The organism is Verminephrobacter aporrectodeae subsp. tuberculatae At4, from assembly GCF_000193225.1.
Taxonomy (GTDB): domain Bacteria; phylum Pseudomonadota; class Gammaproteobacteria; order Burkholderiales; family Burkholderiaceae_C; genus Acidovorax; species Acidovorax aporrectodeae.
Genome location: NZ_AFAL01000033.1, coordinates 1 through 11,156 on the forward strand (window position 1 = coordinate 1; position 11,156 = coordinate 11,156).

Consider the following 11,156-nt stretch of genomic DNA (forward strand, 5'->3'; position numbering starts at 1 on the left):
TGCAAGTCAGCGCAGCCACCCTGTGCACCGTCCTGTTCAAGCGCGGCCTGCGCAACCAGTTCATCCAGGGCGTGCACCCGCTCAACCCGGCGCGGCCGAACATGGTGGGCCCGGCCTTCACGCTGCGCTACATGCCGGCGCGCGAGGACCTGAACCCGATCAGCGTATTCAACGACCACGGGCACCCGCAGCGCCAGGCCGTCGAGCGCTGCCCCGCGGGCGCGGTCCTCGTGATGGACAGCCGCAAGGACGCGCGCGCCGCGTCCGCGGGCGGCATTCTCATGTGCCGGCTCATGCAGCGCGGCGTCGCGGGCGCGGTCACCGACGGCGGCTTTCGCGACAGCCCCGACATTGCGCGGCTGGACTTCTGCGCCTACCACCAGCGCCCCAGCGCGCCGACCAACCTGACGCTGCACCAGGCCATCGACATCGACGTGCCCATAGGCTGCGGCGACGTGGCCGTCTGGCCGGGCGACATCGTGGTGGGCGACGCCGAGGGCGTGGTCGTGATCCCCGCGGCCAGCGCCGACGAAGTGGCCCGGGAGGCCCACGAAATGACGGTGTTCGAGGACTTCGTGCAGGAACAGGTGCTCGCGGGCCGATCCATCCTGGGCCTGTACCCGCCCACCGAAGAACGCAGCCGCACGGATTTTGCCGCCTGGCGCCAGGCCCGCGGGCGCTGAGGAGAACGACGCATGCAAGCATGGCATCGCCGCGCGGGGCTCCTGCTCGCCGCGCTCGCACCCCTCGCCCTCCTCGTCCCTCATGTGGCGTCGGCCGCGCCGCCATGGCCCGAGGCCAAACCGATCATCTACGTCGTGCCCTTCACACCCGGCGGGTCCACCGACATCGTGGGCCGCACGCTGGCGAACAAACTGCAAGAGAGCCTGAAGCAATCCGTCGTGGTCGAGAACCGGCCGGGGCAGGCCGGCGGAATTGGCGCCGCCTACGTGGCCAAGGCCGCACCGGATGGCTACACGCTGTTTGGCGGCACCATCAGCACGCACGCCATCAACGCGAGCCTGTACCCGAATCTGTCCTACGACCCGGTCAAGGACTTCGAGCCGGTGGCGCTGGTCGCGCGGCTACCCAACGTGCTGATCGTCAACAGCCAGCTGGGAGTGAACTCGGTCGCAGAACTGCTCGCGCTGCTGCGCAGCGACGCGTCCCGGCGCGTATTCGCGTCGTCCGGAGCAGGCACGTCCGCGCACTTGGCGGGAGAGATGTTCGCGGACCTCGCCGGAGTGAAGCTCATGCACGTGCCCTACAAGGGAACCCCGCCCGCGCTCACCGACGTGGCCGCGGGCCAGGTGCCATTCATGTTCGACCAGGTAAGCGCTGCGCTGCCGCTGGTCAAGAGCGGAAAGCTCAAGCTACTGGCCGTGACCTCCGCGAAGCGCATGGAACTGCTGCCCGAACTGCCAACGATGATCGAGTCGGGTGTTCCAGGCTTCGAAATGTCGTCCTGGCAAGCCGTCTACGCCCCCAGGGGAACGCCCAAACCCATCGTGCAACGCCTGAACGCCGAGATCGTGAAAGCGCTCAGGCAGCAGGACGTGCAGGCCCGGCTTGGCGGGCAGCTGGGGATGGAAATCGTGGGCAGCACGCCGGAGGAACTGCGTGTGCATATGGCGGGTGAGATTTTGCGGTGGGCGGAGTTGGTCAGGAAATCCGGGGCGACGGCGCAGTGATGCTTGGGGGTGGGGATTCAGCGTGAGAAAGCCGGTCCACCCGGCCACCATACAGACCAGCGCGAACGGGTCATGCACGACTGTATTTGAGAGATTGTCATGATTGGGACATAGGTCGCCATCGGCGTGGGAAATATTGGCTATGCTGGAACAGCGGCCATGATCTCCATGGTTGCCACACTGGAAAAACAACCATGAAAACCATCATCACAATTACCCTCCTGTTGGCAGCCGGGTTTGCCCAAGCCCACTCGGGTGGCACCGACAGCTCTGGATGCCACCGGAATCACAAAACTGGTGACTATCACTGCCATTGAAAGCAAGACCATAAGCCAGACTTGCGCCGCAATTTCTTCAGACCATCAGACTACTAGCTGCCAAATCGTAACAAGTAATTCATGATTGGAAAATGAATACAAATGACTGATCGAACCGATTCGGATTCGGAGAGAGAAATCAGGATTTTTAAGGAACTTGCATCAGTGGCAAAACTGATATTGGTTCCGAATACAGTTCGACACCCAGTCCCGCCTGCGCCCGACATCGAGTGTCAGGTTCAAGGTGCTGGTCTCCTTGCTGTTGAACTGGTCGCGCTTGATTCTGAAAATACTCACACTCGGTTGGCAAACATGCATGCAACACTCGATTGTTGGAAGGATGCCATTAAAACGTGGGGACCTACAGAACAGGAAAGGCTTCGCTGTTCTTGCGAAAATGCTCACTTGAGCATATCGATTTGCAATGATGCCGGTAAACGTGACCGGACGCGAATAATGAAATCAATCCAAGAGCAACTACTCAAAAAACCAGATAATTTCATTGGGGAATTGGATTTAGAGAGCTCATCAGATAAATGTAAAACGAGTGTAACTGTATTTCGTGGTGATGACATTGTTTGTGGGCCGCGAATATTTGCACCATCAGGCTACGAATGGCAAATGCCACAGATTTGTAAGATCAAACAGAAGTTGGTCGATAAGACCTATAAAACATCGGATCCAATGGATCTATTTGCGTACTCGATACATGATGATGTCGATAGCCATATAAAAAGTATGGCTATGATTGATCGTTGTGTAAAAAGGTATTTGGCGAGATCCCAATTTCGACGCGTTTTGGTGTTCAATTCACGGCCCACGAGACTTCAGCGAACTTACTCCCGTGAAGTCACTGACGATTGAATATGTCCGCACGGTTGGTTTGCACTGCGACGTCCCGTTACATCGTGTGCAGTGGCTGCGGTAAAACCACGCAGATGCCGGTGTCCTGGGTTCGCCAAAAATCGGACAATCTGGCCGTCATAATCGAACAGTTATGGGGCGCCAAGCAGGTGCGAAGCCTTTGATGGAATCACGAGTGGCAGCGCCTGTGTACTGACATCCCACCGAGCGTGATAAGAAACTGACCATATAGCACCTGAGAGCAAAACCAAGGGGGAAGCATGGCTTTGACCGAGAACGACAAGTTCGAATATAGCGCAAAAGAGGTTACTATTCTGAAGGGCATAATCGACTATGCCGACCGGATGATCTGCGAGGGTCAGAACCTCGATCCTCTCGGTGGATTTGCGGGTGATACGCGCGGGTACGTATCGCACTCCAGCGCCCCTTTGTACAAGCAACTTCGCCGTTGTGCGTACGCCAAAACGGTGGTCATCGACACCGAGCGGAAGGGTCGCTTGGAACTTCGCCTGAGCCCAACGGAGGCCATGTACCCCAACAATGAGTCAGGCTATTGCACTCCCCACTCGCCGGTGGGCCGGGCTTCCGCCGCCTTTCAGCCGGACTATGAAGGCCATAGCAAGGAGTGGGGCGATTACCGCGTCATTGAGGTGCGCTCGTTTGACCGTTTCGGTGGCCCTGACTTTGAGCGCAATGTCCGCAACTTCTTGCGCATGCGCATTTTGGGCGATGATGGCAAGGATACCGTTTCCGACCTGCGTGCATTCATTGGGAAACGGTCGTTCGCCGAGGTGCAGATTGCCAAATTCACCGTGGTGGATGGCCCTGATGACGCCGAAACCGAGTTGGAGATTGACGCTGACGAAAACTGGAATCCCGACGAGCCGCAGGCCAAGCAAGAAGAATATTATGGATTGAGCGAACGCTTCTTCACGCACCAGACTGTCGAGCAAAACCAGATCATTGCCCGCTCTCCGATGGGTGTGATGATTGTGGAGGGCATTGCAGGCTCCGGCAAGACTTCGGCTGCGTTGGGCCGTACGAAGATGCTGACCACATTCAATGCGGCTAGCGTGATCGATGAGCAACTCTTCCGTGATGTGGTGGGGGAAGACCAAGATTACTGGTCGAAAGATTTTGCAGGGCAATTCTCGGAAGAAAGTTGTGTCGGTTTTGTGCGAACAGGTGAACTGATTCAGTACCTGAAAGAGACTTGCCGTCGCATCGACCTGCCCAACCTGCCGGTGCATGAATATAAGGAATTGCAAACTAGGCTGCGTGACTACCGTCGCCTGACCAGCAGCCCTGTACCGGGCCGCCGGTGGGTGGGTTTGACGGAAGCACGCGAAGCGCATGCTGCGACCGCCATGGACTGGTTGCATGCGGCTGACCAAGCTATCGCCCGACAAATTGCTGCGCGATTGATTGACGTTCTTCCCAACACAGCAGAGTTAGCAGAGCCGTTTGAGCTAAAAGCCCGTGCCAAGGTGGTGAGGGTTGCCAAAGTTGCGCTCGAATACTTGCAGCAAGACTTGCAAGAAGTTGCGACTGAACTGGCTACCCCCAGCGCGGGTGCGTTTGCGCTGGATCGGTTGGCGATGCGCCTGCTGAACAAGGTAGAGGACGTTCGCAAGCGCGTGATGAGCCCCAAGGTCATCTGGATGCGTATTGAAGACCAGACCATCTTTGCAAGTGATGAGAATGCCTTGGCGCGCAAACTTGTGGAGCGCAGGGCGGCCCTGTATTTCATCTCTGGCCACCGCCTGGTTTTTATCGACGTTAACGGACCAATCGACCCGTTTTTGCAGTTGCTGACGACCACGGGAGATCCATTGGCTTGGTCAGAAGAAACCCGGGTGCTCATGGCAACCGGCAAGGTGATTGTTCGTGAACCATCGGGCAAGAATGTCTACGCGGTGGCATCCGACGTAAACCACCTTTTTATGCGGCTGCTGCCAGAGGCAACAGAGTGGATCTGTGAGTCCGTGGACGGCACGTTGCGTCGTTTGCGGTGCGAGTTGGGTTGGGGCCGTGCCAAGCTTCCACTGCGACCAACCGATGACGGCAAAGGCGATGAAGAACTGGAAGACGACGAAGCCGACGCACCGGCGGAGGCGCCCGTGCCCGGCCAGCCGCGGAAAAGTACACCGGATGCCGTGTTTCGGCGCATCGTCCACCGCAAGCTATTGCAGCCCTTGGCATGTGTGGCCGATCAGTACCTTGCTGCCATGCAAGAGTCTGCGGCTCAGTTCCCTGATCCAGAACTGACAAAGCGCCTGCATGCGCAACTGAGCAAGTTCAAGTTGGCCGACGAAGACATTGACCTGCTACTGTGCCTGAGCCATTTGATGGGACGTGGCTTGAAGCAAGGTGGGTTGCGTCGACTGCACGAGCCCACGTTCTATCAAGCGGTGTTTGTCGATGAGGTTCAAGACTTCACCGAACAGCAAGTGTTTTTGATGGTCGAACAGTCCAATCCAAAGTACCGCGCAGTGACGGTGGTGGGCGATATCGCTCAGAAGCTGCACCATGGCAGCAGCATTGACTTGAAAGCTTGCTTCCCCGGCCAATCGGTGCCGCATGTCATGCTGACGGAGAATCTTCGCCAAGCCGATGCACCGGGATTGGCCTTGTTCAGTGCGAGCTTCCGTGCGGTCTTGCAAGGTGGCGAACAACCCTCTGCTGCGTTGGCAGAAAAAGCGAGTAAAGAAGGTGCCAGCGGAGGGTGCCCCCATATTTTGGTGTGTGAAACCGATGACATCATGGATGAACACATCGTCAAAGCGTTGACCTCGGCCAAACGCCATCAGACCGTGGCCGTGCTGTTTTCTGATTCTGCGACAGCAGCTAAGACTTACAAGCGCCTCGAAAAGGGCTTGCGGGAACGCATGGTTGAAGCGGAGCTTTCAGAGAAGGTGAATCTGGCTCGGCGACATGTGCGGCATTTCGCCGACGTAGCGAATTCAAAAGGCTTGGAGTTTGACGTGGTCCTGCTTGCAGATGTTGACCGCTATGACCTCGGTAACGCCTCGCACACCAATCGCCTATACGTGGGTATCACCCGCGCGCGCCAGAGTTTGACACTGTTGTCCGGTAGCAAGGCGCTGGCCCCACAACTGGCTGACGTGCGAATGTTATACCAAGACTCGGTGGGACAGCCATGACGTCCGTGTTGAAATCCAAGAAGAATTTAATCAAGGGGTTGTCGCCAGCGGCTTGGTAAATAGCGATTTCACGTAAGGACTTTTAGGCCATGCTTTTGCACCACAGCCAACAATTTAAGAGCCATTCCGCTCGGACGTTTTACGCCAGTCTCCCACTTCTGGATAGTTGACTCGCTGGTATTCAGGAGACGGGCAAAAACAGTTTGACTTACATGGTTGTGCTCACGAATTTCCTTGATTTCTTCATGGCTTATATCTCTCGGAATGATAAAACAAGATTCGTCAAAATTGCGCAACGTCACTTTATCAATGGCGCCCACTTTAAACAGGGCGTGTGCAGAGGAATGAATTGCTTCAAAAGCATCACTCTTGAATTTTGGCTTGGTCGTCATTGCAAATCTCCATGAATTCCTAGTCTCTCAGCAGTCGATTAATCTGTCCGTTATTGCAGATAAGCTCTCTTCGCGCGTGCCAAATGCTAGCACCTGGTGCAACCATTGCCAAGATGGGGCTACTATTTTTCCGTCGCTGAACAACTGCACGACTCAAGTCAGCCTTCCTGCGAGACACTCGCGGAAACCTGTGCGCAGCAGATCACGCGCGTATCCCTGGAGCGTGCACGCCGTCGAAAATCGGGTGTGGCGCTGCGCGGTACCAGCGGACGGCCATGCCCGCCCGCGCGGACGGACAGTTGCTCAATCTCGATCATGGCCCCACCCCCGCGCATGGGTGCGCCGCAGCAGCCATGCGAACACGGGCGCCCCTATCAGCGCCGTGATCACGTCCAGCGGGATTTCCGCGCTGGTCAGGCTGCGTGCCAGCGTGCCCACCAGCACCATGAAGACGCCACCGACGAGCGCAGAGGCTGGCAGCAGCACGCGGTGATCCGGTCCCATCAGCATGCGGGCAAAGTGCGGCACGACCAGTCGCTTCGGGCGGACGTGCTGCGCGTGATCGTCGCTGCGTCCATGCCCCAATGAAACGGCGCAGCGGGTCAGCCAACGGGGTCGTCCGAACCGCCACCGCGCATGGCGCCAGGCAGCCGTGTTCGCGTTCAGCCCTCCGCAGGGGTCCAAAGTCCCCTGCGTACACCGGCTCTTGACGGCCTCGGGACGCGCCTGAAGGACGTAGATCGGCGCGGGCAATGCTGGCCATGCTGGAGTGGCGGCTATGATCTCAGCTCTTGAACCCGAGCGACCAGCTGCTCAACCAATGCATCCTTCTCCTCGTGACTCAACGTTGAAGTGTCGGGGGATCGGCATGGGGCGAGTATCACTGATTTATGTTCGAGAGACCGAATAGTCGCAATAATTCAACACTCATGATGCACGAAAAAATGTCTAAAATATTCATTCTGTTAATGATTTCCATTTCTTTCATGGCAACACCGGTTGGTGCGCATGCGAGTGCTGCTGAGGTGCTTCTCTTGTTGAATGATTTGTGCGTGAATACTGATGCTGATTTGTCATCTGTAGAGAAAATTGCTATCGAGAAAGGTGGAGTGAATATAAAACCAAAGGAGTTGGAAAGTGATGGTACTGAGCCATCTACTTTTTCATTCAGATATGGCAAGAATAAATATTTTGTTCAAGTCTACGAGAAAGACACTTGTTCAGTAATTGCTTTGGCAGATGCAGTAGATCCAAAACAAGTATCAGATATTATGCAAAGAAATTATCCTCTGAGCAAGCCGGAAATTGAATATTCTGACGTTAGTGTAATCACGGTATGGAAGATCGCGTATCAACCTCATGGAAGAATGACATATCCACCTCCAATTGGCGCTATTCTACTTCGTGTTGTAAAGGAAGAGAGAAGAAGTGAGGGAACGTCATTGATTTTTGTAACTCCAAAATCGCTATACGAGAAAGAGTACTGACGTTTACGTGCAACGACGACGCGGGCGCATGCCTGCGTGAACAGACCAGTCGGATTGCACCGCACGGCTGAATAGTCACAATAATTCAACACACGCAGAAAAATGTCTAAAATATTCATTCCTGTCATGGTTTTCATCTCTTTCCTGGTGACATCGGTTAGTGCGCATGCGAGTGCGGATGACTTGATTTTTCTGTTGAATGAAATATGCATGAAAACTGGTGCTGATTTTCCATCCGCAGAGAAAATTGTTATTGAGAGAGGTGGGATAAAGGATCCGGAAAAACATGATGCCGTGCAATCCAGTTTTATGCTCGGCTACGCCAAGAATAAATATTTTGTCCAAGCATCAAAGTACGAAAAGGAAGGCGTCTGCTCAGTAACTGCTTTGTATAAAATAGATCCAAAACAAATAGCAGATATTCTGCAAGAAAATGCTCATCTGAGCGAACCTGAAGATGGATCTTCTGACGTCAATGAAGTCACAGTATGGAAAATTGGATCTCGACCGTGGGGGGAAAAGAAATCTCCATATCTGATTGGAACTATTCTACTGCGTGTTGGAAAAGAAAAGTCTATAATCCCCGGGATACCAGAATTGGTTTTTGTAACTTCGGAAGCAATATACCGGGTAAAGCGCTGACCGGATCGCCGCCTGCAATCGCTATCCCGGCGAACGATTCGATATCGATAAGTGCGTGTGAATTTCTCAATCTCAGCGATGCAACAACGCCAGGGCCGCCACCAGCCCCGCCCGTCGGTCAGTCCCCAACCTTGACCAGCCCTCACCCCTCCCGCCCCCGCATACACCGGCATCAAAAGCTCCTCAATATCCCCGCAATATCAATGCGCGCCGCAACGGGTTCCCGGCCGGGGTAGTGGGCGCGCGCACGGGGCCGTAGCGCTTGGAACGCGGTCGAGGCGGGCGACGGGATGCATGGCGCTGCTGCTGTGCTGTTCAGGTACCCGCAGGCTCAGGGCAACCCATCCGGGTGCCCGGCGAGCCAGGCTTTCGCGGACTCGGGCGCGGCGTACAGGCCGATGCGGACCTGTTGCACGCGCTGCGCCGGCTGCTTGCCGTGCGTGGCGGCCAGCGCCAGGGCAAAGGCCATGCGGCCGAGTTCGGTTCCGGAGACGTCCACGGTGGCTTTCAGGACGCGGTGGTCGAACAGCTCGTGGGCGAGTGCCGTGGTCATGTCGCTGCCGAACACGTGGACCTTGCCGCTGCGCCCGGAATTTTGCACTGCCTTGATCGCGCCGAGCGTGGCGCCGCCGGATTCGCCGAACAGCACGTTGATCTCGGGTTGCGCCAGCAGCATGCCCTGGCCCACGGAGAGGGCCTTGTCGAGAACCGTGGCCTCCTGGTTGGCGACGACCCGGCTGTCGGGCAGCCGGGCCTTCAGCGCTTTTTCAAAGCCCTTGCGGCGTTGCACGCAGACTTCGACGAACTCGCAGTTCAACACGCCGACGCGCGGGCTTCGGACGCCCAGCCGGGTCAGCTGTATCGCGGCTTCCGCGCCGAGCATTTCACCGAAGCGCACGGCGTCGCCGAGCACAAAGGCGGTGACGTATTTGCCCAGGCTGGCTTCGTTGATGCAGGTGTTGTAGCAAACCACCGGGATGCCGGCGCTGGCTGCATGGCGGATGGCTTTCACCGAGCCATCGGCCGAGATCGCCGAGAGAATGATCGCGTCCACCCGGTTCGCAGTGAGGATCTGGATGAAGGAGCTTTCCTTGGCCAGATCGCCGGAGACGTTGATGTCGATCAACCGGATCCTCAGGCCGCTGGCCGCAGCCGCTTTCTCCACGCCGTTGCGCACGCCGGCGTAGAAGCCCTGCGAGTCCAGGTACACGACGCCGAACACCAGGTCTCTTGCCGGCAGCGCCGGGGAGTACGCGCACAGGGCCCAGCCCAGGCCGAGTGTTTGGAATAAACGCTTCATGTTGTGCTCTCTCCTGGTGCCGTGTCAGAGCCGGTAGATACGCTGCGCATTCGTGCGCAACAGGGCGTCGCGCTCGGATGCGCTGCAGTCCGCGACGATCTGCGCATAGGTCTGCCACAGCGCGCGGTAGCTGCAAAAGAGTTTGTCCACGGGGAAGTTCGACGCGAACATGGCGCGTTCGCAGCCAAAGGCGTCGATCGCCTCCAGGGCGTAGGGGCGCAGGCTCTCCAGGGTCCAGTGGTGGTCGAGCATCGCGAGGCCGCTGATCTTCACGCTGACGTTGGGGCAGGCGGCCAGCGCGCGTAGCCCGTCGCGCCAGAGGCGCCAGCCGGCGGGGCTGCCGCGGTCGCAGAACATGCCGGCGTGGTTGAGGATCAGCGTGGTGTCCGGGTGCGCGCGCGCCAATTGCGCGGCCTCGACCATCTGCGCGGGGTAGATTTGCAGTTCAAAGCCCAGCCCGAAGCGTTGCAGCAGGCCGAAGTTCTTGCGCCACAAGGGCTCGCGCATGTAGTGCCGCCCGACGAAGTCGTACATCGGCGAGGGGTGCACGTTCAGGATCTGGCGCACGCCGCGCAGGTTGCGCAGCGCCAGATGCGCTTCGAGCACCTGCTGCACGTTCTCTTGCGACAGGTCGGCGCCGGCGACGATGGCCTGCGGCAGGCCGCGGTTTGGCGGCGCATCGGCGAGCGACTGGATCCAGCGGGCCTCCGCCAGCGGGTCGGCCGGGTCATGGTTGGCCTCGACGTGCACGATTTGCTCGACGTGCAGGTCCGCGCCGGCGTCGGCGAGCAGATCGGGCAGCAGGTAGCTTTTTTTGATCGCCGAGGCGTCGCCCAGGAAGTTCCGTGCGCTGTTCTCCATCCAGGGATAGCGGTGCACCTCCAGGTCCAGGAGGTGTACGTGCGGGTCGATGATGTGCATCTGCGGGTGCTCCGGTTGAGGGGGTTACGGTGCCGGCTGTCCGGGGTTTTGCCGGCGTGGGAATGTATGTGTCATTGCAAGTTTACGAACATGCCGCCATCGACCAGCAGGGCGGCGCCGGTCACGTAGCGCGCCATGTCGCTGGCGAGGAACACCACGCAGTCGCCCACGTCGTCCGGCTGGCCCAGGCGGCCCAGCGGAATGCGCTTTTCAAGATGGCTGCGCTGGTCGGCGTCGGACAGGTGCTGCCGGTTCAAGTCCGTGGCGATGGCGCCCGGCAGCACCGAGTTGCAGCGGATGCCGTAGGGTCCGAGCGCGATGGCGCAGCTTTGCATCAGCGAGTGGACGCCGGCCTTGGTCGGCGTGTAGTGCGTTTGC

General features: G+C 57.9%; 12 protein-coding genes. 7 read left to right on the forward strand and 5 right to left on the reverse strand.

The window, feature by feature from the left end; translation table 11 throughout:
• The 5 genes from VTU_RS0101165 to VTU_RS0101180 form a co-directional block, all read left to right on the forward strand.
• A partial coding sequence (locus VTU_RS0101165; protein WP_010100014.1) for a ribonuclease activity regulator RraA occupies nucleotides 1–683 on the forward strand: 683 nt, incomplete at its 5' end.
• 12 nt (nucleotides 684–695) lie between these two features.
• Nucleotides 696–1,691 (forward strand): Bug family tripartite tricarboxylate transporter substrate binding protein, encoded by a 996-nt coding sequence (locus VTU_RS0101170; protein WP_010100015.1) that lies wholly within the window; start codon nucleotides 696–698, stop codon nucleotides 1,689–1,691.
• A gap of 194 nt (nucleotides 1,692–1,885) precedes the next feature.
• The gene (locus VTU_RS32350; RefSeq protein WP_138927746.1) at nucleotides 1,886–2,008 is read left to right on the forward strand and encodes a YHYH domain-containing protein; all 123 of its coding nucleotides are present in this window, start codon (nucleotides 1,886–1,888) and stop codon (nucleotides 2,006–2,008) included.
• 102 nt (nucleotides 2,009–2,110) lie between these two features.
• Complete coding sequence (locus VTU_RS32355; RefSeq protein ID WP_138927747.1) at nucleotides 2,111–2,872, forward strand: hypothetical protein; 762 nt, start codon at nucleotides 2,111–2,113, stop codon at nucleotides 2,870–2,872.
• A gap of 260 nt (nucleotides 2,873–3,132) precedes the next feature.
• Entirely contained in the window at nucleotides 3,133–6,036 is a 2,904-nt protein-coding gene (locus VTU_RS0101180; RefSeq protein ID WP_010100016.1) for an ATP-binding domain-containing protein, read from the forward strand.
• Between the two features lie 68 nt (nucleotides 6,037–6,104).
• On the opposite strand, the gene VTU_RS31040 is transcribed toward VTU_RS0101180, so the two are convergent.
• The gene (locus VTU_RS31040) at nucleotides 6,105–6,428 is read right to left on the reverse strand and encodes a helix-turn-helix domain-containing protein (protein ID WP_010100017.1); all 324 of its coding nucleotides are present in this window, start codon (nucleotides 6,426–6,428) and stop codon (nucleotides 6,105–6,107) included.
• 303 nt (nucleotides 6,429–6,731) lie between these two features.
• A complete protein-coding gene (locus tag VTU_RS0101185; protein ID WP_010100018.1) occupies nucleotides 6,732–6,956 on the reverse strand; it encodes an iron chelate uptake ABC transporter family permease subunit in 225 nt (74 codons plus the stop codon).
• A gap of 401 nt (nucleotides 6,957–7,357) precedes the next feature.
• Between VTU_RS0101185 and VTU_RS32360 the strand changes: the two genes are divergently transcribed.
• A complete protein-coding gene (locus VTU_RS32360; RefSeq protein WP_138927748.1) occupies nucleotides 7,358–7,915 on the forward strand; it encodes a hypothetical protein in 558 nt (185 codons plus the stop codon).
• A gap of 102 nt (nucleotides 7,916–8,017) precedes the next feature.
• On the forward strand, nucleotides 8,018–8,557 hold the full coding sequence (locus VTU_RS32365; RefSeq protein WP_138927749.1) for a hypothetical protein: 540 nt from the start codon (nucleotides 8,018–8,020) through the stop codon (nucleotides 8,555–8,557).
• A gap of 331 nt (nucleotides 8,558–8,888) precedes the next feature.
• On the opposite strand, the gene VTU_RS0101190 is transcribed toward VTU_RS32365, so the two are convergent.
• The 3 genes from VTU_RS0101190 to VTU_RS0101200 form a co-directional block, all read right to left on the reverse strand.
• Nucleotides 8,889–9,857, reverse strand: coding sequence for a substrate-binding domain-containing protein (locus VTU_RS0101190; RefSeq protein WP_010100019.1), 969 nt, complete (start codon nucleotides 9,855–9,857; stop codon nucleotides 8,889–8,891).
• A gap of 24 nt (nucleotides 9,858–9,881) precedes the next feature.
• Entirely contained in the window at nucleotides 9,882–10,778 is an 897-nt protein-coding gene (locus tag VTU_RS0101195) for an amidohydrolase family protein (RefSeq protein WP_010100020.1), read from the reverse strand.
• 71 nt (nucleotides 10,779–10,849) lie between these two features.
• Nucleotides 10,850–11,156: SDR family NAD(P)-dependent oxidoreductase (locus VTU_RS0101200; RefSeq protein WP_010100021.1), on the reverse strand; the 307-nt coding region annotated here is incomplete at its 5' end.